At 64.8% G+C, this 21,528-nt stretch carries 22 protein-coding genes; 9 read left to right on the top strand and 13 right to left on the bottom strand.

The genetic code is table 11. The features are described from left to right. The first annotated feature begins 26 nt into the window (after nt 1–26). The 3 genes from L286_RS49075 to L286_RS43175 all read left to right on the top strand — a co-directional run bounded on the left by L286_RS49075 (nt 27) and on the right by L286_RS43175 (nt 1,054). Nucleotides 27–203 (top strand): hypothetical protein, encoded by a 177-nt coding sequence (locus L286_RS49075; protein WP_007684721.1) that lies wholly within the window; start codon nt 27–29, stop codon nt 201–203. A 117-nt stretch (nt 204–320) separates the two neighbouring features. After that, nucleotides 321–539, top strand: a complete 219-nt coding sequence (locus L286_RS43180) for a hypothetical protein (protein ID WP_013039601.1) — start codon at nt 321–323, stop codon at nt 537–539. A 170-nt stretch (nt 540–709) separates the two neighbouring features. Continuing rightward, nucleotides 710–1,054, top strand: coding sequence for a glycine zipper 2TM domain-containing protein (locus tag L286_RS43175; protein WP_007684717.1), 345 nt, complete (start codon nt 710–712; stop codon nt 1,052–1,054). A gap of 59 nt (nt 1,055–1,113) precedes the next feature. Here the strand turns inward: L286_RS43175 and L286_RS43170 are convergent, their stop codons facing one another. The 4 genes from L286_RS43170 to L286_RS43155 form a co-directional block, all read right to left on the bottom strand. Then, nucleotides 1,114–2,043, bottom strand: a complete 930-nt coding sequence (locus L286_RS43170) for an electron transfer flavoprotein subunit alpha/FixB family protein (protein ID WP_020818433.1) — start codon at nt 2,041–2,043, stop codon at nt 1,114–1,116. Next, nucleotides 2,040–2,789 (bottom strand): electron transfer flavoprotein subunit beta/FixA family protein, encoded by a 750-nt coding sequence (locus tag L286_RS43165; RefSeq protein ID WP_013039599.1) that lies wholly within the window; start codon nt 2,787–2,789, stop codon nt 2,040–2,042. Before L286_RS43165 ends, L286_RS43170 begins: the two co-directional genes overlap by 4 nt. A 127-nt stretch (nt 2,790–2,916) precedes the next feature. After that, nucleotides 2,917–4,116: an ADP-forming succinate--CoA ligase subunit beta gene (sucC, locus tag L286_RS43160; protein ID WP_007684713.1), complete on the bottom strand. Its 1,200-nt coding sequence runs from the start codon at nt 4,114–4,116 to the stop codon at nt 2,917–2,919. Nucleotides 4,117–4,255: 139 nt separating this feature from the next. Further along, the gene (locus tag L286_RS43155) at nt 4,256–4,588 is read right to left on the bottom strand and encodes a hypothetical protein (protein WP_020818432.1); all 333 of its coding nucleotides are present in this window, start codon (nt 4,586–4,588) and stop codon (nt 4,256–4,258) included. Between the two features lie 70 nt (nt 4,589–4,658). Between L286_RS43155 and L286_RS43150 the strand changes: the two genes are divergently transcribed. Further along, nucleotides 4,659–5,057 carry a low affinity iron permease family protein gene (locus tag L286_RS43150; RefSeq protein ID WP_007684708.1) on the top strand — a complete coding sequence of 133 codons (399 nt, stop codon included), beginning with the start codon at nt 4,659–4,661 and terminating at the stop codon, nt 5,055–5,057. 31 nt (nt 5,058–5,088) lie between these two features. Here L286_RS43150 and L286_RS43145 read toward each other — a convergent pair whose 3' ends face one another. Both L286_RS43145 and nhaA read right to left on the bottom strand, forming a co-directional pair. Beyond that, a complete protein-coding gene (locus L286_RS43145; RefSeq protein ID WP_007684706.1) occupies nt 5,089–5,268 on the bottom strand; it encodes a hypothetical protein in 180 nt (59 codons plus the stop codon). A gap of 152 nt (nt 5,269–5,420) precedes the next feature. Beyond that, the gene (nhaA, locus tag L286_RS43140; RefSeq protein WP_020818430.1) at nt 5,421–6,611 is read right to left on the bottom strand and encodes a Na+/H+ antiporter NhaA; all 1,191 of its coding nucleotides are present in this window, start codon (nt 6,609–6,611) and stop codon (nt 5,421–5,423) included. An 82-nt stretch (nt 6,612–6,693) separates the two neighbouring features. Between nhaA and L286_RS43135 the strand changes: the two genes are divergently transcribed. From L286_RS43135 to L286_RS43115, 5 genes are all read left to right on the top strand, one after another. Beyond that, nucleotides 6,694–8,124 (top strand): glycosyl transferase family protein, encoded by a 1,431-nt coding sequence (locus L286_RS43135; RefSeq protein ID WP_020818429.1) that lies wholly within the window; start codon nt 6,694–6,696, stop codon nt 8,122–8,124. Next, nucleotides 8,121–9,179, top strand: coding sequence for a hypothetical protein (locus tag L286_RS43130; RefSeq protein ID WP_020818428.1), 1,059 nt, complete (start codon nt 8,121–8,123; stop codon nt 9,177–9,179). Before L286_RS43135 ends, L286_RS43130 begins: the two co-directional genes overlap by 4 nt. Before the next feature lie 49 nt (nt 9,180–9,228). Beyond that, nucleotides 9,229–10,143 carry a sulfite exporter TauE/SafE family protein gene (locus L286_RS43125; RefSeq protein ID WP_013039594.1) on the top strand — a complete coding sequence of 305 codons (915 nt, stop codon included), beginning with the start codon at nt 9,229–9,231 and terminating at the stop codon, nt 10,141–10,143. Continuing rightward, complete coding sequence (locus tag L286_RS43120; protein ID WP_013039593.1) at nt 10,140–10,901, top strand: TIGR02186 family protein; 762 nt, start codon at nt 10,140–10,142, stop codon at nt 10,899–10,901. The genes L286_RS43125 and L286_RS43120 overlap by 4 nt, the downstream gene beginning before the upstream one ends. A 181-nt stretch (nt 10,902–11,082) precedes the next feature. Continuing rightward, complete coding sequence (locus tag L286_RS43115) at nt 11,083–12,090, top strand: class 1 fructose-bisphosphatase (RefSeq protein ID WP_007684693.1); 1,008 nt, start codon at nt 11,083–11,085, stop codon at nt 12,088–12,090. A 205-nt stretch (nt 12,091–12,295) separates the two neighbouring features. On the opposite strand, the gene L286_RS43110 is transcribed toward L286_RS43115, so the two are convergent. The 7 genes from L286_RS43110 to L286_RS43080 form a co-directional block, all read right to left on the bottom strand. Further along, nucleotides 12,296–13,336 (bottom strand): rod shape-determining protein, encoded by a 1,041-nt coding sequence (locus L286_RS43110; protein ID WP_007684691.1) that lies wholly within the window; start codon nt 13,334–13,336, stop codon nt 12,296–12,298. A 170-nt stretch (nt 13,337–13,506) separates the two neighbouring features. Then, entirely contained in the window at nt 13,507–13,887 is a 381-nt protein-coding gene (locus tag L286_RS43105; protein ID WP_013039591.1) for a TadE/TadG family type IV pilus assembly protein, read from the bottom strand. Then, nucleotides 13,884–14,357, bottom strand: coding sequence for a TadE/TadG family type IV pilus assembly protein (locus L286_RS43100; protein WP_007684687.1), 474 nt, complete (start codon nt 14,355–14,357; stop codon nt 13,884–13,886). Before L286_RS43100 ends, L286_RS43105 begins: the two co-directional genes overlap by 4 nt. After that, nucleotides 14,354–15,556, bottom strand: a complete 1,203-nt coding sequence (locus tag L286_RS43095) for a pilus assembly protein TadG-related protein (RefSeq protein ID WP_238559343.1) — start codon at nt 15,554–15,556, stop codon at nt 14,354–14,356. Before L286_RS43095 ends, L286_RS43100 begins: the two co-directional genes overlap by 4 nt. A 348-nt stretch (nt 15,557–15,904) precedes the next feature. Beyond that, entirely contained in the window at nt 15,905–19,474 is a 3,570-nt protein-coding gene (locus L286_RS43090; protein WP_020818424.1) for an error-prone DNA polymerase, read from the bottom strand. Beyond that, on the bottom strand, nt 19,471–21,060 hold the full coding sequence (locus L286_RS43085; protein WP_020818423.1) for a Y-family DNA polymerase: 1,590 nt from the start codon (nt 21,058–21,060) through the stop codon (nt 19,471–19,473). The genes L286_RS43090 and L286_RS43085 overlap by 4 nt, the downstream gene beginning before the upstream one ends. Then, nucleotides 20,957–21,528: ImuA family protein (locus L286_RS43080; protein WP_021223923.1), on the bottom strand; the 572-nt coding region annotated here is incomplete at its 5' end. The genes L286_RS43085 and L286_RS43080, both read right to left, overlap by 104 nt.

Genomic DNA, 21,528 nt, shown 5'->3' with positions numbered 1-21,528 from the left:
CCCGCCACTCTTGAAAGGAGCGTCCCATGGCCAACCCCGATTTCCGCGCCCTCGCCCGCCAGGCCCGAAACGAAGCCGACGCCGCCACCCTGGACAATGTCCGCCAGCGCTGCCTGCGCTCCGAAGCCGCCTTTCTGGTCATGGCCCGACGACAGGAATATGTCGACGAAAGCCGCGCCCGCCGCGTTGCCGCCGCGGGCTGAACAACGCCGCCCGGCTCCTCGCATCGCCGGCCCCGCTCGCCCTGCCGCACCGCCGGAACCGATCCGCGCCGCCAATGTTATCCTTGCAAATTCCCTACGAAACAAGGAGCCAACCCCATGATCCGCACCCTGATCTTCGGCGCGATCGCAGGCTATGTCGGCAAGAAACTCTATGACGAAGGCAAGCTGACGGAATTCAAGGACGATCTCGTCGCCCGCTACAACCAGGCCAAGTCGGACCTCGACCAGCGCCGCGACAGCGACACGACGGCGACCAGTCCCAATCTCGCCACGCCCGCCGCCAGCACCACCGGCGCCGCGCCCCTGACGCCCTGACGGCCGACCCCATCCCTTTCCAGCGGTGAACACCCTCTCCCCGCTGGCATCACTGCCCGCCCGGCTGCCTTTCCCCCCTTTTGGCGCCGCGGCGGGCAGACTATTTCGCGCAACTTCCCCCTCTCCCAGGGGTTGTCCCCGTGGCAGGGACAAGATGAGGAGAGAAAAACATGCGCACCCCCCTATTGGCAGCGGCGCTGCTTGCGATGCCGTTGACGGCCTGCGTTTCGGATGGCGATGGCAGCCGCTACGGCTATGACCGCCCCGGCTACGGCCAGCGCCCCGGCGGCCGTCCCATCGGCGAGAATGACTATATCTACCGCGACAATGACGGCCGCTACTATTGCAAGCGCGACGACGGCACCACCGGCACCATCGTCGGCGCCATAGCGGGCGGCGTATTGGGCAACATCATCGCGCCGGGCGGCTCCAAGACGCTGGGCACCATCATCGGCGGCGCAGGCGGCGCCCTCGCCGGCCGCGCCATCGACAAGAATGACGTCCGCTGCGAATAGAACGAAAAAAGGGCGCGGACCCAAAGGCCCGCGCCCTCCTTTCCGAACCCTGTTCAGGCTTACAGCTTCTCGACCAGCTCCGGCACGACCTTGAACAGGTCGCCGACCAGCCCGATGTCCGCCACCTGGAAGATCGGCGCATCCTCATCCTTGTTGATGGCGATGATGGTCTTGCTGTCCTTCATCCCCGCCAGATGCTGGATCGCCCCGGAAATGCCCACGGCGATATAGACTTCCGGCGCCACGATCTTGCCGGTCTGCCCGACCTGATAGTCGTTCGGCACATAACCCGCGTCGACCGCGGCGCGGCTCGCACCGACCGCCGCGCCCAGCTTGTCCGCCAGCGGAAAGATGGTTGCCTCGAACGTCTCGCCGTCCTTCAGCGCGCGACCGCCCGAAACGATCACCTTGGCCGAGGTCAGCTCCGGCCGCTCCAGCTTGGCGATCTCCGCCCCGACGAAGGACGACAGCCCCTTGTCCCCGGTCGAAACCACCGCTTCCACCGCCCCGTTGCCGCCTTCCTTGGCCGCCTTCTCGAAAGCCGTGCCGCGAACGGTGATGACCTTCTTGGCGTCCTTCGACTTGACGGTCGCGATGGCGTTGCCGGCATAGATCGGACGAGTGAACGTATCTTCGCTCTCGACCGACAAAATGTCGCTGATCTGCATCACGTCGAGCAGCGCGGCGACACGCGGCGCGATATTCTTGCCGTTGCTAGTGGCCGGCGCGACGAAAGCGTCATGGCTGCCCATCAGTTCGACGACCAGCGGCGCGACATTCTCGGCCAGCGCATGACCGAAAGCGCCGTCGTCCGCGACATGGACCTTGCCCACGCCAGCGATCCTGGCGGCTTCGGCGGCAACGCCGCCGACGTCCTGACCGGCGACCAGCAGATGCACCTCGCCCAGCTTCGACGCCGCGATAACGGCGGAAAGGGTCGCGTCCTTGACGGCGCCGCCCTCATGTTCAACCCAGACAAGCGTCTTCATGCGGCAACTCCCAGAGCCTTGAGCTTCGCGACCAGTTCATCGACGTCAGCCACCTTCACGCCGGCCGAACGCTTGGCCGGTTCCGCGACGGAGAGCGTCTCCAGCCTCGGCGAAATGTCCACGCCGTAATCGGCGGGCGCCTTGGTCGCCAGCGGCTTCGACTTCGCCTTCATGATGTTGGGCAGCGAAGCATAGCGCGGCTCATTGAGGCGCAGGTCCGTGGTGATGATGGCGGGCGTGTTGAGCTTCACCGTCTCCAGGCCGCCGTCCACTTCGCGGGTCACGCTGACCTTGTCGCCCTCGACCTCCACCTTGCTGGCGAAGGTGCCCTGCGGCAGGTTGAGCAGCGCGGCGAGCATCTGGCCGGTCTGGTTGCTGTCGTCGTCGATCGCCTGCTTGCCCAGGATGATGAGGCCGGCGCCTTCCTCTTCCTGCACCTTGGCGAGCAGCTTGGCGACGCCCAGCGGTTCCACCTCGTCATCGGTCTGGATCAGGATCGCCCGGTCCGCTCCCATGGCCAGAGCCGTGCGCAGCGTCTCCTGCGCCTTGGCGACGCCGATCGACACGGCGACGACTTCGGTCGCCACGCCCTTTTCCTTCAGGCGGATGGCTTCCTCGACCGCGATCTCGTCAAACGGGTTCATGCTCATCTTGACGTTCGCCAGGTCGACGCCCGTTCCATCCGCCTTCACCCGAGGCTTCACATTGTAATCAATCACCCGCTTCACGGGCACAAGGATCTTCATCTCAACATCCTTCCTTCATTCACGCCAAGCCCGCAGATGCGCCAGCAAATGCGAACGAGGGCGCGGGCGGCCCGTTCCCGGACCACCCGCACCCCTTTTTGGTGTCTTGTTCAGGCGTAAAGCTGCGTCAGGCCGCCTTCCTCACTTCCGCCACGATCTTCCTGGCCGCGTCGCCCAGATCGTCCGCCGGGACGATGGCCAGGCCCGAAGCCGCGAGAATGTCCTTGCCCTGCTGGACGTTCGTGCCTTCCAGGCGGACGACCAGCGGAACCGACAGGTTCACGTCCTTGGCGGCGGCGACGATGCCGTCGGCAATGATGTCGCACTTCATGATGCCGCCGAAGATATTGACGAGAATGCCCTTCACCGCCGGATCCTTCAGGATGATCTTGAAGGCTGCGGTCACCTTCTCCTTGGAAGCGCCGCCGCCGACGTCCAGGAAGTTGGCGGGGAATTCGCCGTTCAGCTTGATGATGTCCATGGTCGCCATGGCCAGGCCCGCGCCGTTCACCATGCAGCCGATATTGCCGTCCAGCTTGATGTAGGCGAGGTCATATTCCGAAGCCTCGACTTCGGCTGCGTCTTCCTCGGTCAGGTCGCGCAGCTCGACGATGTCCTTGTGGCGGAACAGCGCGTTGCCGTCGAAGCCGACCTTGGCGTCGAGGACGAGCAGGTTGCCCTGCTGGGTGACGGCCAGCGGGTTGATTTCGATCTGCGAGGCGTCGGTCGCCAGGAAGGCCTCATAGAGCGAGGATGCGACCTTGGCGGCCTGCTTCGCCTGATCGCCGGTCAGTTCTAGCGCGGCGGCGACGGCGCGGCCATGGTGCGGCATGAAGCCGGTGGCCGGATCGACGGCGAAGGTATGGATCTTCTCAGGGGTCGAGTGGGCGACTTCCTCGATGTCCATGCCGCCCTCGGTCGACACGACGAAGGCCACGCGGCCGGTGGCGCGGTCGACCAGCAGAGCCAGGTAGAATTCCTTGGCGATGTCGGCGCCGTCGGTGACGTAGAGGCGGTTGACCTGCTTGCCCGCTTCGCCGGTCTGGATGGTGACCAGCGTGTTGCCCAGCATGTCGGCGGCGTGGGCCTTCACCTCGTCCAGGTTGAAGGCCAGGCGGACGCCCCCCTTCGCATCGGGACCGAGTTCCTTGAACTTGCCCTTGCCGCGGCCGCCGGCATGGATCTGCGACTTCACGACATAGAGCGGCCCAGGCAGCTTCTTGGCGGCTTCGACGGCTTCCTCGACCGAGAAGGCTGCGTAGCCGGCGGCGATCGGCGCGCCATATTTCGCCAGCAGCTCCTTCGCCTGATATTCGTGGATGTTCATGGGGCTCGCCCGTCCTTTCCGCTGAAACTCTTGTGATCAGCGGCTAAGCACAGGCAAAGGGGCAATGCCAGCGAATTTCGCAAATCAACTTTGCAAAATTGCAAAACCTTGCGAAGCGATCCCCGGCCTTATTGCGGAATCAGCGATCGATGGCGCAGATGATCGCCGCCTTGCTGGTTACGGCAAATATCTCCGGATCCTCCAGCGCGCGGACCTTGAAGAGGAACCGATCGACGGTCATGTCCGCCATGTGAGACTTGCGGAGCGAGGCCAGCGACTGGAGCCTGCGGAGTTGCGGCAGGCTCAGCCGGTCGACCATCCTTTCGGCCATGCAGGCCGCCATGCGGGGTGATATGCCCGCATCGATCAGCCCCGCGCGAAGACGCGATTCGGGCGACACCGTCGCGCAGGACATGAGAAGGAGGGAAGCGCCGAGCCCGCAGGCCAGCGAACGGAGGGGGATGGCTGTCATCCCCGCTTCATGGCAAGCATGGTCTGAACAGAGGCTAAATGCTTGCCGCGGCCAAGGGAGAAAAAGAGAGATGGACAGGATTTTCACGGCCTTTGCCCACCGGATCGCGAGTTGGTCGGGCCAGCCTGCGGCCTTCATCCTGGCCGTGCTGGTGATCCTGGGCTGGATCGTGACTGGCCCGATCTTCCATTATTCCGACACCTGGCAGCTTATCATCAACACCGGCACGACGATCGTCACTTTCCTGATGGTCTTCCTGATCCAGAATGCGCAAAATCGCGACAGTTCCGCCATCCAGGCGAAAATGGACGAATTGATCCGCGCCATGTCGACGGCGCGCAATGAATTCATCGGCATCGAGCATCTGACCGAAGCGGAACTGGAGCAGATCAAGTCGGTTCTGGAAAAGGAATGCGGCGACAATGAAACGCACCGCCAATCGATAGAGCGGCTGATCGAACGAAGATGATCGCCGGCCGGCTCCGCCAGAGCGCGCGGCTTTAATGCGCCAGATCGACCAGCCTTTCATTCCGACGGCGATAGGCGTCGATCCGATCCGTATAGCCGCGCGCAAGGCCTTCATAGGCTTCCCGGCCCTTTGCCGACCGGCTCATCTGCGCGCGGATCATTGCAACCTGCTGCCTGTGAAGCAGATAGTTGACATCCATCTCCCCATTCATATTCACCCTCCTACCTGATCGCTGAAAGAGATTGGTTGGGGTTCGCATCTTGTGCGAGTCGCTCTACGGCAGGCGCACGATAGCATCGGGCCAATGGCCATGCGATTCCATCCGGCGCATGGAAGGAGCGGCCTGGCGGATAATCCCGATCCTCAGGGTCGCCTGGCGCCGCGCAGGACGAGATAGCCCATGATGGCCGAAAGCAGCGAGCCGGCGAGAATGCCGATCTTCGCCTGCTCGACAAGCGTCGGGGAATGGGGGAAGGCGAGAGCGCCGATGAAGAGGCTCATCGTAAAACCGATGCCGCAAAGAAGCGCCATGCCATAGACCTGCGCCCAGCTTGCGCCGCCGGGCCTTTCCGCGATCCCCCAACGGTCCGCCAGCCAGATTCCGCCGAAGATGCCGATCTGCTTGCCGAAGAACAGGCCAAGCGCCACGCCCAGCGGCAATGGCGTAAACAGCATGCCGATCACCGTGCGATCCACCGGCACGCCCGCATTGACGAAGCCGAAAAGCGGCACGATCAGATAAGCGCTCCAGGGATGCACCGCATGCTCCAGCCGATGCAGCGGGCTGTCGACGGCGTCCGGCGCGCCGGGCGTGGGCTTGATCGGGATGAACATCGCCGTCAGCACGCCGGACACCGTCGCATGCACGCCGGAAAGCAGGGTGAAATACCACAGGACCGCGAAGATCAGGAGATAGGGTGAGAGCGCCTGAATCCGGAAGCGGTTGAGCCCCCACATCAACAGGAGCATCGCCGCCGCGCCGCCCAGGGCGGTCAGGTCGATGCCCTGGGTGTAAACCAGCGCGATGATCGCGACAGCCCCCATGTCGTCAACGATGGCGATGGCCGTCAGCATCAGTTTGAGCGAGGCCGGCACCCGCCGCCCCAGCAGCGCCACCACGCCGATCGCAAAGGCGATGTCGGTGGCCGCTGGAATCGCCCAGCCGTTCGAGAGGGCGGATTGCCCCCCCGCGATGGCGAGATAGACGCAGGCCGGCACGACCATGCCCGCCGCCGCCGCGATGAACGGCAACCGCCTGCGTTCCCATGTCGAAAGGCCTCCGTCGACCAGTTCGCGCTTGATCTCCAGCCCTACCAGCAGGAAGAAGATCGCCATCAGCCCGTCATTGACCCACAGGTGGACGGTCATGCGGCCCAGGCCGGGCTTCAGTTCCGGCCCGATCCCGGCATGGACGAAGGCGTGATGGAAGTGCCCCGCCGCGCCGGGCAGATTGGCGAACAGCATGGCCATGGAGGCGGCCGCCATCAGCAGGACGCCGCTGCCCGCTTCGCTCCTCAGGAAATCGCGCAATGCCGATGATGGACGGTTGATCATGCTTGCTCCTGCGGCGCCGGGACTCAATATAGTTTCGATATGGCAATGAATTAATATTTGAGAATCAAATCTTTGCTGCCATATGGTGATCAGCGGAGATAGGGAGTTACATTCCGTGGGGGAAGCGATCTTCGCTGTTCTGGCGAGGGTTCATCATGAAATCCTGCTGTTCGCGGTGGTGGGACTGGCGATCGGCGGAATCGATGATTTCATCATAGACATGGTCTTCCTGTGTCGAAGACTGTGGCGCAAGTTGATTATCTATTCGCGCCACCGACGAATGACCACCGCGACCCTTCCGGTTTCGCCGCGGCCAGGCCGCATCGCCATCTTCATACCCGCCTGGCAGGAGGCCGATGTGATCGGCCCGATGCTGGACAATGCGCTGGGCCAGTGGGGCGATCAGGATTATCGGATCTTCGTCGGCGTCTATCCCAATGACCGGGCGACGTTGGATATCCTCGCGCCCCTGGCCGCGGGGAACGATCGGCTGATCCTGTGCATCAACGAACGGGACGGACCGACGACCAAGGCCGATTGCCTGAACGTAGCCTGGCGCGCCATGCTGCGGGAGGAGGAACGCACGGGGGTCCGCTTCAAGGCGATCGCGCTGCACGATGCGGAAGATGTCGTCCACCGCGACGAGATCCTGCTGTTCGATCTGATGACGGACCGATTCCAGCTCGTCCAGCTCCCGGTCCTGCCGCTGCGCGGCCATGGCGGTTGGTGGTCGAGGGCCATAGCCAATCATTACTGCGACGAATTCTCAGAGAGTCATGGCAAGTTCCTGACCGTGCGCGAAGCCATGGGCGCGTCCATGCCCTCGGCCGGGGTCGCCTGCGCGTTCGAGCGGCAGATATTGGAGCGGCTGGTGAATCCCGCCACCGGCGGACCGTTCGATCCGGAATCGCTGACCGAGGATTATGAGGTCGGGCTGCGCATCGGCAATATGGGCGGGCGCGGCATATTCGTCCGCATGCGCGACAGGGACGGCCAACTTGTCGCGACAAAGGAATATTTCCCCGACAATCTGAAGGGCGCCGTCAGACAGAAGGCGCGCTGGATGGTGGGCATTTCGCTTGCCGGGTGGGACCGCATGGGCTGGCACGGCGGCCCCGCCGAATGGTGGATGCGCATGCGGGACCGCACGGCCGCCCTTTCCGCCTTCATCCTGTTCACCGCCTATCTGGCGCTGCTGCTCTGGGGCGTGCTGTTGGTCGGAAGCCTGTTCACCGCCTTCCCGGTGCCCAATCCCACGCCCACGGTCGAAGCGCTGTTGTGGATCAACTTCGGCTTCATGATCTGGCGCATGGCGATGCGCGCGATTTTCGCGGGCCTCGCCTATGGCTGGGCCTTCGGGCTGGGGGCGATACCGCGCACGCTGATCGCGAACATCATTGCGATGATGGCCGCCCGTCGCGCGGTGTTCCTGTATCTTCGGTCGCTGGTCGGCAGGCCGCTGACCTGGGACAAGACGCAGCACCGCTTTCCCGACCTGGATTCTCCGGCATGAACGAGGCCGCCACGGGGCGCCCGTTCCGCTTCTTCGTCCTGGTCATGACGGGCTGGATCGCGATCCGCCTGGCCGGTTCGGAGGGCGACCTTCCCGATGCGGCGACGGGAATGATCGACGAGGAGACTTTCCATCCTGCCGCCTATTCGAAACATGGAGCGGTAAAGGCGAGAAGATTTGGTCTGCCGCTTTGGCGGGATGCGCCGCGCCCAGGGCCGGGCGCCGCACCCCTCGCGCGGCCCAGGCGCTTCATGGCATTATCGCGGCCGGGCAGGACGATGGGGGCGAACTCCCCCGCCCAGGCCGCCAAAGAGGAAGCCTCGACGGCATGGGAGATGGGCAAGGCCGGTGAAACCGCTGCACCGATCAACCCTGCGCCTGCCCTGCCTCCTGCTTCCCCTCCATCGGCAGGCGTTGCGCGTTGGCATGGCAGCGCCTGGCTGTTCTGGCGCGACGGAAGCGCGACCCGCGCCGATGCGGTGACGGGCGGCAGGCTCGGCGGATCGCAATCGGGCGTCCGCCTTGATTTCGATCTGGCCCCGCAGGCGTCGAGCCGGGCGACCGCTTATGCGCGAGCCAGCGCCGCGCTCAACGATCCGGCTTCTCCCGAAGCGGCGTTGGGCTTGGCATGGCAGCCGGCACGCAGCATTGCGATCAGCTTCGCGGCTGAGAGACGGATCGCGCTGGGCAAGGGCGGGCGCAACGCCAATGCCGTGCTGGCCGTGGGCGGTTTCGGGCCGACGCCGCTCGCTCGCTTTCTGGAAGCCGAAGCCTATGCGCAGGGCGGCATGGTCGGTTTCCGCTCTCGCGACCTGTTCGTCGACGGCAAGATGTCGCTGCTGTCGCCGCTCGGCCATTCGCCCGTGCGGATCGGCGGCAGCCTCTCCGGCGGCGCGCAACCGCAGGTCGAGCGGCTGGACATCGGCCCGGAACTTCAAATGCGCCTGCCGCTTAAACCCGCCGCGGCAAGGTTGAGCATCGAATGGCGGGAACGCGTTGCAGGCCGGGCAGCGCCGCCTTCCGGCCTCGCCGTCACGTTGGGGGCTGATTTTTAAGCGGCTGCGCCTTTATCTCTCCGCATATTGGGCTTAACCCAGGAACCGCATGGATCTCTATCTGCCCATCGCCAACCTGTCGGTGAATGCGCTGGTCATCATTGCCCTGGGCGGCGTGGTGGGCCTGCTTTCCGGCATGTTCGGGGTCGGCGGCGGATTTCTGACGACGCCTCTGCTGATCTTCTACGGCATCCCGCCGACCGTCGCGGCGGCTTCGGCGGCCAGCCAGGTGACGGGCGCCAGCGTGTCCGGCGTCTTCACCCATATGGCGCGCGGCACGGTCGACTTCCGCATGGGCGGCGTGCTGATCGCCGGCGGCGTGGTGGGCGCGGGCCTGGGCGTGCTGATCTTCCGCATGTTGCAAGTCATAGGGCAGATCGACACGGTGATCGGCATTCTCTACGTGCTGATGCTGGGCGGCATCGGATTACTGATGGCGAAGGAGTCCATACAGGCTCTGGTCGCGCTCAAGACCGGCAGGAAGATCCAGGCGCGCAAGAGGCGGCATCATCCGCTGGTCGCCGCCATGCCGATGCGGTGGCGCTTCTATCGGTCGGGGCTCTACATCTCTCCGCTGGCGCCGCTGCTGCTGGGCATGGCGACAGGCATCCTCACCATGCTGCTCGGCGTGGGCGGCGGGTTCATCTTGGTCCCGGCGATGCTCTATCTGCTGGGCATGACGACCCAGTCGGTGGTCGGCACATCGCTGTTCCAGATATTGTTCGTGACCATGGCGACGACGATGATGCACGCCATGACGACCCATGCGGTCGACCTGGTGCTGGCGCTGCTGCTGCTGATCGGCAGCGTCACAGGGGCACAGTTGGGGACGCGCATCTCCATGACGATCCGGCCCGAATATCTGCGCATCCTGCTGGCCGCGATCGTTCTGCTGGTCGCGGCGCGGATGGCGCTGGGCCTGGGGTTCCGCCCCGACGAAATCTATACTGTGGAGATCCGGTGAGGCGGCGGGCGCTTCTGGCGCTGCCCCCGGCCCTGCTGCTGCTGACCGCGGCGGACGAACCGATGCTGGTGCCCGACGTGTCCCAGCGGGACGTGGAAATACAATATAGCTTCACCGGCGCCGACCTGCTGCTGTTCGGCGCGATCGTCTATCCCGACGGGCGGCGGCCCAGCAAGCCGCCGGACATCATGGTCGTGCTGAAGGGACCGGACCAGTCGATCACGATGCGCGAAAAGCGGAAGGTTGCCGGCATCTGGGTCAATGCCGACAGCGCGCGCTTCCGCTCGGCCCCCAGCTTCTACGCCATCGCATCGTCCCGGCCGGTCGACAAGGTGGTCGATGAGCGGACGGCCGCGATCTACGAGATGGGCGTGGACAAGCTCCAGCTTTCGCCCTCCTCGCTCAACGACAGCGCGGAACTGGATCGGTTCCAGAAGGGGTTGATCGACCTCAGGGAACGCGCCGGGCTCTATGTCGAGCGGCCCGGAACGGTCGAAATCACCGACGGCGTGCTCTATCGCGCCCGGCTGCCGCTTTCGGCGCGCGTGATCGTGGGCGATTATACGGCGGAAACCTTCCTCGTGCAGGATGGCCGCGTGGTGGCCGCCGCCGTGCGCGACATCACCGTCCGCAAATCGGGGTTCGAACGCTTCATGGCCGTCGCGGCCGAACAATGGCCCTTCGCCTATGGCCTGGTCGCGATGATGCTGGCGGTCGGGATGGGATGGGCGGCGGGCGCCATCGCCAAGCGGGTCTAGGACGGATGGACATTTTGCCATTGAATCGCGGTCAGTCCCGAAGCGCGAACGGGTCGTCCTTCGTCACAGGGGCGTTATGAATTGGCGCTTTTCCGATGGCTTTCCGGCCGCTACGGCATTTGCGGTCCCATGCATGGCGTGCGTTCCGCGCGCCATATTCTCTTGAGCGAGTAAACCGCCTATGCAATCCGTCACCCTCACCCGCTTCCTGATCGAGCAGCAGCGCCAGGCCAATGCCATCCCGCCGCAATTGCGCCTGCTGATCGAAACCGTCGCGCGCACCTGCAAGACGATCAGCCACAGCGTGTCCAAGGGCGCGCTGGGCGAAGTACTGGGCAGCCTGGGCAGCGAGAATGTGCAGGGGGAGGTGCAGAAGAAGCTGGACGTCATCGCCAACGAACTGCTGCTGGACGCCAATGAATGGGGCGGGCACCTGGCCGCCATGGCTTCGGAGGAGATGGAGACGATCCATCGCATCCCCAATCGCTATCCCAAGGGCGAATATCTGCTGCTGTTCGATCCGATCGACGGTTCCAGCAATATCGATGTCGACCTGAGCGTGGGCACCATCTTCTCCGTGCTCAAGGCGCCGGAGGAATGTTCGGGCCGCGAGGTGACGGAGCAGGATTTCCTCCAGCCCGGCACGCAGCAGGTGGCGGCGGGCTATGCGATCTACGGGCCGCAGACGCTGCTGGTGCTGACCATCGGGACGGGCGTCTATGAATTCACGCTGGACCGCGAAATCGGATCGTGGCGGATGACCGACGGGCCGATGGAAATGCCGCAGGGCAATGCCGAATTCGCCATCAACATGGCCCGGCGGCGTCAATGGTCGCCCGGCATCGCGCGCTACATAGAGGAACGCATCCAGGGTACGGAGGGGCCGCTGGGCAAGGATTACAACATGCGCTGGACCGCTTCGATGGTGGCCGACGTGCATCGCATCCTGAAACGGGGCGGCATCTTCCTCTATCCCGCCGATCACCGCTATGCCGACAAGGCGCGGCTGCGGCTGATGTATGAGGCGAACCCCATGTCCTTCCTGGTGGAGCAGGCCGGCGGCGCCGCTAGCAACGGCTATCAGCGGATCATGGAGGTCAAGGCAACCGGACTGCACCAGCGCGTCGGTGTCGTGCTGGGCGACAAGGCGGAGGTGGAAACCGTGGTCGCCTATGGGCGGGAAGGGTAGAATCGCTGAGCACGGGCGCGGCCTGGAGGAGTGGGCCGCTTCCCGTCATCGGTTTTCCGTCACCCCGGGCTTGACCCGGGGTCCCGCTTTCTTTCTGAGTGCGCGCTTCGTCCAAGGCAGCGGGGCCCCGGATCAAGCCCGGGGTGACGAATAGGGGAATGACGGCTCTCCACCCCAACTCCCGCCCACCAGAGGCAGGCGGTTGTCAGGAAATGGTCAGCACGCCGTCATAAGCGCGGTCTTCCAGCGCCCGGCCCGCACCCATGGCCACGCAGATCAGCGGCTTGTCCGCCACTGTGACGGGCAGTCCCGTCGCGTCGGACAACGCTTCGTCCAGCCGCCGGAGCAGCGCGCCGCCGCCCGTCAGGGTAATCCCCTCCTCGATGATGTCCGCGGACAGTTCCGGCGCCGTCTGTTCCAGCGCGGTCATCACCGCCATCTTGATCTGGCCGACAGGCTCTGAGAGCGCATCCACGATCTCCGCCTCGCTGATCGACATTTCGGCAGGGCGGCCGTTCACCAGATCCCGGCCCTTCACCGTCATGCGACGGCCTTCGCCATCCGGCGAGGTCGCGGCGCCTATTTCGCATTTCACCCGTTCCGACGTCGCTTCGCCGATCATCAGATTATGCGTGCGACGGATATGGGAAGCGATGGCGTCATCCAGCCTGTCGCCGCCGACCCGCGCCGAACTGCTGTAGGCGATGCCGCGCAGGGACAGGACGGCGACCTCCGTCGTCCCGCCGCCGATGTCGACCACCATCGCCCCGCGCGGCTCCGTGACGGGCAGACCTGCGCCGATCGCGGCGGCCATGGGCTCCTCGATCAACTGGACCCGATAGGCCCCCGCGTTGGAGGCGGCGTCGCGCAGGGCGCGCCGCTCCACCATGGTCGAACCTGTCGGCACGCAGATCACCACTTCATGGCGGCGGCCGAAGCGGTTGGCGCCGTTCAGCGCCTTGTCGATGAAATGCTTGATCATCTGCTCGGCCACGTCGATGTCCGCGATCACGCCGTCGCGCAACGGCCGGATCGCCTGGATGCCGGCGGGCGTCTTTCCCATCATCAGCTTGGCTTCGTTGCCGACCACCTTGACCTTGCGAATGCCGTCCCGGGTCTCGATCGCGATGACGGAGGGCTCGTTGAGAACGATGCCCCGGTCGCGCACATAGATGACCGTGTTCACGGTTCCAAGGTCGATGGCCATGTCGCAGGCGGAAGAGGAAAAGAAGCGCGGCAGTTTCATGCGAATGGCGGACGATCTGCGATGGGGAGCGGGAAGGCTTCCCCTGCACAGCCCCCTCCGCAAGCAGAAGCAGGGTGCGACGGCCCGTCCGGTATCCGGGGCCAGTTGAGGCGTTAGGCCGTAAACTCGTAAATGGCGCGTTCGAGGCGCGCCATTTACGAGTTTACGGCCTAATAGGCTCGCCGGGTATAGCTGATCGATATGGCCGGGGTCTGGTAGACGATAAAGTTCAATGGCCGGGAATAGGTCATTGTGATTTCCCTGTAGGAAACGCCATATTGCGTGCCTTGGACGACCGTCGGATCATTGGTATAGGCGGGATCGAGGCCGAATTCACGGCTCCTCACCTTGGCGATGATCTCTTCGTCGGTGGGCCTGGGAAAGATGCTGGCATAGCGCGCGCCTTCGTCCACCGCGTGTTGCAGGCCGGTGCGCGCGCAGGCGATGATGCCCAGTTGCAGCGCGCCCATCAACAGCATGATGAACGGCGGCACGGCAAGGACGAATTCGATCGCCGCCGCGCCGCGCTGGTCCCGCGCCAGCCGGATCATTGCAGCCTCACCGAGGCCGAGCCGGTGAGCGCGATCCCCTGGGAAGACCACAGGCTGTTGGGCATCAGTTTGGCGAACATCGGTGTATAGGTCCCTGAAATGGCGATCGCGACATAGCGCTTCGTCTGCTGACCGTCGGGGCATGGAACTTCGGGACTGGCGGTCTGCACGGTGGCATTGCAGAGCAGCGTGGGCGTGACGGTCACGTTGCCGGTCGGAACGCCGGCAGCGGCCGCCGCGTCGGCGGCCAGATTATTATAGGCCTTCGAAGTGTCGGTGGTGTCGTTGGTGTAGCCGCCCGCGGCCGCCAATTGCGCCGTGCGCTCCGCCGCGCGCTGGAGCCCGATCTTCGCCTTGAACGCCATGGCGACGTCGCCCGCCATGCAGGTCAGCAGGACCAGGACCGGCATGATGATCGCCAGTTCGACCGTGCTGTTGCCGTATCGGTCGGAGAGCAGCCGCTTCATCATCCCACCAGCTTCACCAGCGTTGCCGTGAATTTGTCGACTCCCGTATCTTTGCATTGATTGACGATATTGCTGTTGCCGATGAAGGTGACGCGCTTGCTCACCATCTTCACGCAATCGGTGGTCATGCCCGACGTGCCGCTGAACGACATCGCCTGGCCCGGAAAATAGAAAGTGCCTTGCAGGACCGAACTCGCATTGCCGTTGATCGTGTTGGTTCCCGAATCCAGCGCGCGCCGGTCCTGATAGAACAGGACGCCATGATAGGGGTTGGCGGTGTCCGTCGGCGCCTTCAGGTTGAGCGTCGCGCCTCCGTTGATGCTGACGGTCGCGATGGAACTGGGATTGCTGGCTGCGTTGCTGCTGGTCAGGATGATGGTGACATCGGTACCGTTGATCACCGCCTGCGAGCCCACATCGAAAGTGCCACCGTCGACATAATAGACGCCGGGTGCCATGGTTAGCGTGCCCTTGATGTCGAAGCCCTTGTAGCAGCCAGGTTGCAATGGTGGACTCACTACGCTTTGTTGTGGGTTGACGCTGACCTTGGCCGAACAGCCGGATACGTTGGGAGTAGGCAGCCCAGCATAGGGATCCTGCACCGGAATGCTGTAGGGCAGCAGCGTGGTCGGCGAGACATAGTTGGAACTGGACGTAAGGCCGCCCACCGCCGCCACCGGAGTCGCCGCCACCGTGCTGCTGCCGCCTGCATAGACCGCGTTGGATGCCCGCGAATTGGTAACTATGCCGCAGCCCAGATTGACCGTGGCATTGCCCTGAAGCGTGATGCCGACCGTACTCGTCTTTTCCAGCGACACGACGCAATAATCGCCGCTGCCCACTACCGCAGCGGTCGCCTCGCCATAAATAACCGGCGCCTTCACCCCCAATATCTTCGAAAAGGGCAGTTCCGCGGAGGTTTGCAGCACCACCCTCACCGCCTGGGCATTGCCAGCGAATGGGCCGCTGGAAGGCGCATTTTCGATCGTCGGCGTCTGCGTCAGGGCGACGAGCGCCATGCGGCTGATGTCCGCTGTCGCGCTGTCGGACGCGCTGAAGCCCTGCGCCACCGCATAGGCTCCCGCCAGCGCGGCGCTGTCCGCCTGCCGCTGGATCTGCCGTTTCCAGAGGGTCCATTGCACCGTATCGGTCGCCAGCCCCGCCGCGCCCACTAATAGGGGCATGGAGGCAGCCGCCATCATCAGGACATTCCCAGTCCTGTCCCGCAGCAATCGCCCCACCGCTCTGCCGAACATTCCCATTCCCTTTCTGCGCGGATCATCGCTCCAGAACACAGGCGGGATTTTAAATAATGCGGGTTAATGAATCATGATTTCCTAACATAAATTAGGTATATTTTATAGTATATATCCTTCGATATAATTGTATATGGAAATTTAACTCGCAGATTTTGTATCTATGTCAAAAATAATATGAGAGAATTTATCAATATTACATGAATATTATCATATATATTGGAAAAATCTTCCAACACTTTATTCACATCCGTAAGTAACTCCTCAAAGGGCAGCCGAAAACTTCTTCCCGCATCAATGAAAATCCCGCGATTGCGGCAATATCCGCACATTGCGCGGATGCCCGGAGGCATGCCGAGGACGCATGCGGGAAGTTTCCTGCACATCCGTTTGCGAAAGCCGCGACAATTCCGCCGTCCTGTCATGCACGCGGGATGCCATCAGGTGGACCACGCCTTCCTTGCTGCGCTGCACTTCCCCTTCGACCAGCATCAGCCGCGACGCCATGACGGGGCGCCGCTGCATTTCGAACAACCGCGCCCACAAAAGGATATTGGTGATCCCCGTCTCATCCTCGATGGTGATGAAGACCGCATTGCCCTTGCCCGGCCGCTGCCGCACCAGCACCACGCCGGCCGTCTTCACCAGCGTCCCGTTCCTCGCCGCCGAAATCTGGGCGCAGCTCAGCACGCCTTCCGCCGCGAAGACCGGGCGCAGGAATTGCATCGGATGGCCCTTGAGCGACAGGCGCGTCACCAGATAATCGGCCTCGACATGCTCGGACAAAGCCATGGCGGGCAGCATCGCATCCGGCTCCTCCCCCAATTCCCGGGCCTTGGCGGCGGCGAACAGGGGCAATTCGTCCGAAGGCGTCCGCCGCGCTTCCCACAGGGCGACCCGCCGGTCCTTCCCCAGCGAGCGGCAGGCATCGGCATCCGCCAGCAATCGCAAGGCCCGCGCCGGCAATCCCGTCCGCCGCGCCAGATCCTCCATGGTGGAAAACAGCCCTTCCTTCCGCGCCACGACCAGTCGCTTCGCCCAATCCTCGCGAAAACCCTCCACCTGCCGCAGCCCCAGGCGCAGCGCCAGGGCTCGCCCCTCTCCCTCGCCCCGCCCGCCGTCCCGCGACCGCAGCAGCGGTTCCAGCGCATTGTCCCACCCGCTCATATTCACATCGACATCATGCACGGTGACGCCATGCTCACGCGCATCGCGCACGATCTGGGCCGGGGCATAGAAACCCATGGGCTGCGAATTGAGGAGCGCGCAGGCGAACACGGCAGGCTGGTGGCATTTGATCCAGGCCGACACATAGACCAGCCGCGCAAAGGACAATGCATGGCTTTCGGGAAAGCCGTAGCTGCCGAAACCCTCGATCTGCTTGAAGCATCGTTCGGCGAACTCCGCCTCATAGCCGCGCTCCACCATGCCCCTGATCATCTTCTCGCGGAAATGATGGATCGTGCCGACATTGCGGAATGTCGCCATGGCGCGGCGCAGGGCGTCGGCCTCCGCCGGCTTGAAGCCTGCCGCCGTGATGGCGAGCTTCATCGCCTGTTCCTGGAACAGCGGCACGCCGTAGGTCTCGCCCAGCAATTTCTGCAGTTCGTCGGCCGGCCCATGATGCGGGGATGGCCGGGGATATTCGACCTTCTCGTCCCCGCATCGCCGCCGCAGATAGGGATGGACCATATTGCCCTCGATCGGTCCAGGACGAACGATCGCCACCTGCACGGTCAGGTCATAGATCGAACGGGGCTTCAGGCGCGGCAGCATGTTGATCTGCGCCCTGCTTTCCACCTGGAACACGCCGATGCTGTCGCCCTTGCACAGCATGTTGTAGACGGCTTCGTCCTGCGCTTCCATATCGACCGTCAACTGATGGTCGCCCAGCCCCTGTTCCCGCATCAGGTCGAACGCCCGGCGGATGCAGCTCAACATCCCCAGCGCCAGCACGTCGACCTTCATCAGGCCAAGGGCGTCGATGTCGTCCTTGTCCCATTCGATGAAGCTGCGATCCTCCATCGCCGCATGATGCAGCGGCACCGTCTCGTCCAGCCGGTTCTGCGTCAGCACGAAGCCCCCCACATGCTGCGAAAGGTGGCGCGGAAAGGGCTCTGACAGCAACTGGTCGACAACCGCCTTCAACTGCGCGATCTGCGGATTGTCGAGCGCGAAGCCCGCCTCCACGATCCGGGCGTCGTTCATGTCGCTCGAATAGCTGCCCCAGACCGTGCTGGAGAGGCGGGCCGACACATCCTCGCCAAGGCCCAGCACCTTCGCCACTTCCCGCACGGCGCTGCGCGAACGGTAATGGATGACGGTCGCGGCGATCCCGGCGCGATGGCGGCCATAGCGTTCGTAGATATATTGCATCACCTCCTCGCGCCGCTCATGTTCGAAATCGACGTCGATGTCGGGCGGTTCGTTGCGATCTTCGGATACGAAGCGGGAAAAGAGCAGGTCGTGCCTGAGCGGGTCGATGGACGTCACCCCCAGCAGGAAGCAGACCATGCTGTTCGCCGCCGATCCGCGCCCCTGGCAAAGGATTCCCTTCGTCCGGGCAAAGGCGACGATGTCGTGCACGGTCAGGAAATAATAGGCATAGTTGCGCTTGGCGATGAGACTGAATTCTTCTTCCAGCGTCTGGCGCACTTTGAGGGGAAGGCGCGCGCCATAGCGGGCATGGGCGGCGGACCAGGTCAGTTCCTCCAGCCATTGCTGCGCCGTCCATCCTTCCGGCACGGGTTCATGGGGATACTCATAGGAAAGCTGGTCGAGCGTGAAATGCACCCGGCTCAGAAAATGTCCGCTTTCCGCCACCGCTTCCGGGCAATCGCGGAACAGATGGGCGATTTCGGCAGGGTCATGGACATGCCTTTCCGCATTCGCCTCCAGCAGGCGTCCTGCCCTGGCGATGGTGGTGCCTTCGCGAATGCAGCCCAGCACGTCCTGAAGGGGACGCTGCGCCGGGCTGGCATAGAGCGCGTCCATGGTCGCCAGCAAGGGCACGCCCGTTATCGCCGAAAGCCCCTTGAACTGCGCCAGCCGCCGCGCATCCCGCCCATCCCGCCGCAATGCCGCCGCCAGCCAGACCCGGCGCGGCGCAAGATGCGACAATCGGACCAGCAGAGCCTCCAGGTCGGACGGAGCCGGCGGGGGCACGAGGCTGAGATGGCCCTGCCTGATCGCTTCCTGCGACGGCCGGTCGTCATGTTCATAGTCCACCGGCTTGCGATGCGCGGTCTGTTGGGTGGCGGTGGAGCCAGGCATCACGATCAGCAGCAGATCGTCCAGATAGGCGGTCAGATCCTCATAGCGAAGGATGCAGTCGCCCTTCACCGAACGGAGATTGCCGAGGGTCAGCAATTTGGTGAGCTCGCCCCAACCCCGCCGGGTCGCGGGATAGGCGACGATGTCCGGCGTGCCGTCCACGAAGACCAGCCTGGCGCCGACGACCAGCCGCAGGTCGGTCCGGCAGGCGCGCTCCTCCTCTTCGCTGAGTTCCAGCGGCTGTCCCGCTTCCTTGCGCGCCTCCAGCAAGGCGGCGCGCATCCGTTCGGGCCAGCGCTTGCGCGCCACATGGGCGCGGACCACCCCGGCGACGCTGTTGCGGTCGGCTATGCCCAGCCCCTCAAGCCCCAGGGCGATGGCGCGCGCCACCATGTCCTGCGGATGGGATGCCCCGCGCAGGAAGGAGAAATTGGTCGCCGCCACCAGTTCGGCAAAGGGCGGCGCCTTGGGCAATCCGGTCGGCGAAGGTTCGCCACGGGGCTTCCGGCGCGCCTTCTCCAGCGCGTTGAATTCGCGCCGGTCGATGGATTTGGGCCTGGACGGGTCGGGGCCCTTGCCGTGGCGCTTCATGCGAACAGGCCATGGATGTACCAGCCGGGATGTTCCGCTTCGGCGCCGTAAAGCCCGTTGCGGAATATCCAGTAGCGCCGCCCCCGCGCATCCTCGACCCGATAATAGTCGCGGGTCAACCCCACGCTTTCCCCCTCCAGCGCGCCGTCCCTGGCCGTCCACCATGGGGGCGCGATGCGTTCGGGGCCTTCATAGCGCGTTACTTCATGCAATGCCTTGCGCCAGCGGAAGCGATGCGGCGGACCATCGGGCACCTCGGCCACCACGTCGATCGGCTGGGGCGGATCGAACAGATGCAGCGGGCGCATGGGCGGCTCCCCCTCCTCCCCCTCCTGCGGCCAGTTCATGGGGGCGCGGCTTTCCACGGCGGGCAGGGCAAGCTGGGCCTGTTCGGGGACATGGCTGTCCTTCGGGTGAAGCCGCTGGATGCGCGCCCGGCCTGCCCGGATCGACAGCCGGTCGACCAGGGCCGCGACGCTTTCCTCGCGACGCGCCTCTCCCCCTTCCAGCGCCAGTTGCGTCGGCGCCATTGGCTCCGCCCGCTGCACGGCAAGGCGCAGCATGTCGAAGCCGAAACCGGGGTCCAGCGGATCGGACAGCGCATCGATCCGTTCCTGCACCAGCCGCATGATCGCGGGCGCGTCCCGCACCGGCAGGCTGGTTTCCACCCGCAAGGGAAAGGCGAGGCCGTCGCTGCGGAAGAACAGCGCCTCGAACCGCCGCCCGCCCTGCCCGCGTTCGCTGAGCCGCTCCCCCGCCTCGGCCGCCATCTCCTCCAGCGTCCGGAGGGCAAAGGCGGTGCTGGCCATCGGCTCGGCAAAGCGCCGCTCGATCCGTATCGCCGGGCGCGACCGCCGGGGCGCGAGCGGCCGCCGCCCCAGCCCCAGCAGGTTATTCAACGCGTCCACCGCCTCCTCGCCGAAGCGCGACGCCAGGACCGCCGCCGGCCGCGCCGCCAGATCTCCCACGGTCCGCAACCCCGCCCGGCGCAGCGCCACCGCGCTTTCATCCTCCAGCCGCAACGCCTCCACCGGCAGGCGGCGCAGCGCCGCATCCTCGTCCGCCGCCGCGCCGACCGGAAAACGGCACAGCGCATGCGCGCCTTCCGCCGTTCCGGCAAGGGCATGGCGCACCCGCATGCCATGGCGCTCCAGCCGCTCCGTCGCCTCTCGCGCCAGCATGTCCTCCCCGCCCCAAAGATGCGCGCAGCCGCTAATGTCGAGCATCAGGCCGAAGGGCGAATCCAGCGCGGCGACCGGCGTATAGCGGGCGCAACCGTCGCACAGCCGCTCCAGCCAGTCCTGGTCGCCATGGGGATCGGCATCGAACACGCGCAGTTCGGGCTCCCGCGCACGCGCATCGGCCAGCGTCATGCCGGGCGTCAGGCCCAGGGCCAAGGCATCGGCGTCGAGCGTCGCCAGCCGCATCGCGCCGCGCACCTGCTCGACGACGACGGCCGGTCCTTCGCCCTGCGCCCAGAGGTCAGGCCGCGCGATGCGCAGCCGGTCGATCGGCAGGAACGGGAACCACAGCGCCAGATAGCGGCGCTTGCCCATCGCGTCCTCCGCCGTCCCGTCCGCCGCCATCCTGTCCAAGGCCATGGCGTTCATCGCGCCCACCTTCCCTTTCTTCAAACATGCCCCGGCCATTGTCCCAGGCCAGCCGCCAGCAAAGCCCATCCCGCCCCGCCCGCCGCCGCAGCAGGCTGAGGTCGAAGGCGCTCCTGCCCGGCCCATTTCCCGGCAAGGGCGGCGATGGCGCCGCCGCCACGCGCCAGCGCGTGTCCGCCGCGCTCGGCACCGGATCGCCGCTTACCCGCAACATGAAGGCCGTGACGCCGGACGACTCCGCCGCCAGCGCCAGCCGCCGGCTGGCGGTCAGGTCCAGCAAGGGCGCCGGACCGCGCAATTCCGCCAGCAGCGCGCCCAGCGCGGGGCAGCGCAGCGCATCGACCGCCGCCCGCAGCAGCATGGCCTCATCGGCCATCACGCCGATCAGCAGCCGGGCGGGATCGATGCCAAATGCCGCCAGTCCAGGACCATAAGGCATGCCTC

It is taken from the genome of Sphingobium sp. HDIP04 (assembly GCF_000445085.1).
GTDB lineage: Bacteria > Pseudomonadota > Alphaproteobacteria > Sphingomonadales > Sphingomonadaceae > Sphingobium > Sphingobium indicum.
The sequence above is the reverse complement of the archived record's forward strand: the minus strand, read 5'-3'. Positions and strand labels throughout refer to the sequence as shown.

Excerpts from the sequence above, each read along its gene's own strand:
- nhaA (WP_020818430.1), bottom strand. The coding sequence starts at position 6,611 with ATGATCAACCGTCCATCATCGGCATTGCGCGATTTCCTGAGGAGCGAA.
- L286_RS43170 (WP_020818433.1), bottom strand. The coding sequence starts at position 2,043 with ATGAAGACGCTTGTCTGGGTTGAACATGAGGGCGGCGCCGTCAAGGAC.
- L286_RS43175 (WP_007684717.1), top strand. The coding sequence starts at position 710 with ATGCGCACCCCCCTATTGGCAGCGGCGCTGCTTGCGATGCCGTTGACG.
- L286_RS43155 (WP_020818432.1), bottom strand. The coding sequence starts at position 4,588 with ATGACAGCCATCCCCCTCCGTTCGCTGGCCTGCGGGCTCGGCGCTTCC.
- L286_RS43150 (WP_007684708.1), top strand. The coding sequence starts at position 4,659 with ATGGACAGGATTTTCACGGCCTTTGCCCACCGGATCGCGAGTTGGTCG.
- L286_RS43125 (WP_013039594.1), top strand. The coding sequence starts at position 9,229 with ATGGATCTCTATCTGCCCATCGCCAACCTGTCGGTGAATGCGCTGGTC.
- L286_RS43145 (WP_007684706.1), bottom strand. The coding sequence starts at position 5,268 with ATGAATGGGGAGATGGATGTCAACTATCTGCTTCACAGGCAGCAGGTT.
- L286_RS43115 (WP_007684693.1), top strand. The coding sequence starts at position 11,083 with ATGCAATCCGTCACCCTCACCCGCTTCCTGATCGAGCAGCAGCGCCAG.
- L286_RS43100 (WP_007684687.1), bottom strand. The coding sequence starts at position 14,357 with ATGATGAAGCGGCTGCTCTCCGACCGATACGGCAACAGCACGGTCGAA.
- sucC (WP_007684713.1), bottom strand. The coding sequence starts at position 4,116 with ATGAACATCCACGAATATCAGGCGAAGGAGCTGCTGGCGAAATATGGC.
- L286_RS49075 (WP_007684721.1), top strand. The coding sequence starts at position 27 with ATGGCCAACCCCGATTTCCGCGCCCTCGCCCGCCAGGCCCGAAACGAA.
- L286_RS43090 (WP_020818424.1), bottom strand. The coding sequence starts at position 19,474 with ATGAAGCGCCACGGCAAGGGCCCCGACCCGTCCAGGCCCAAATCCATC.
- L286_RS43135 (WP_020818429.1), top strand. The coding sequence starts at position 6,694 with ATGGTGATCAGCGGAGATAGGGAGTTACATTCCGTGGGGGAAGCGATC.
- L286_RS43105 (WP_013039591.1), bottom strand. The coding sequence starts at position 13,887 with ATGATCCGGCTGGCGCGGGACCAGCGCGGCGCGGCGGCGATCGAATTC.
- L286_RS43180 (WP_013039601.1), top strand. The coding sequence starts at position 321 with ATGATCCGCACCCTGATCTTCGGCGCGATCGCAGGCTATGTCGGCAAG.
- L286_RS43130 (WP_020818428.1), top strand. The coding sequence starts at position 8,121 with ATGAACGAGGCCGCCACGGGGCGCCCGTTCCGCTTCTTCGTCCTGGTC.
- L286_RS43110 (WP_007684691.1), bottom strand. The coding sequence starts at position 13,336 with ATGAAACTGCCGCGCTTCTTTTCCTCTTCCGCCTGCGACATGGCCATC.
- L286_RS43165 (WP_013039599.1), bottom strand. The coding sequence starts at position 2,789 with ATGAAGATCCTTGTGCCCGTGAAGCGGGTGATTGATTACAATGTGAAG.
- L286_RS43095 (WP_238559343.1), bottom strand. The coding sequence starts at position 15,556 with ATGATGGCGGCTGCCTCCATGCCCCTATTAGTGGGCGCGGCGGGGCTG.
- L286_RS43085 (WP_020818423.1), bottom strand. The coding sequence starts at position 21,060 with ATGGCGGCGGACGGGACGGCGGAGGACGCGATGGGCAAGCGCCGCTAT.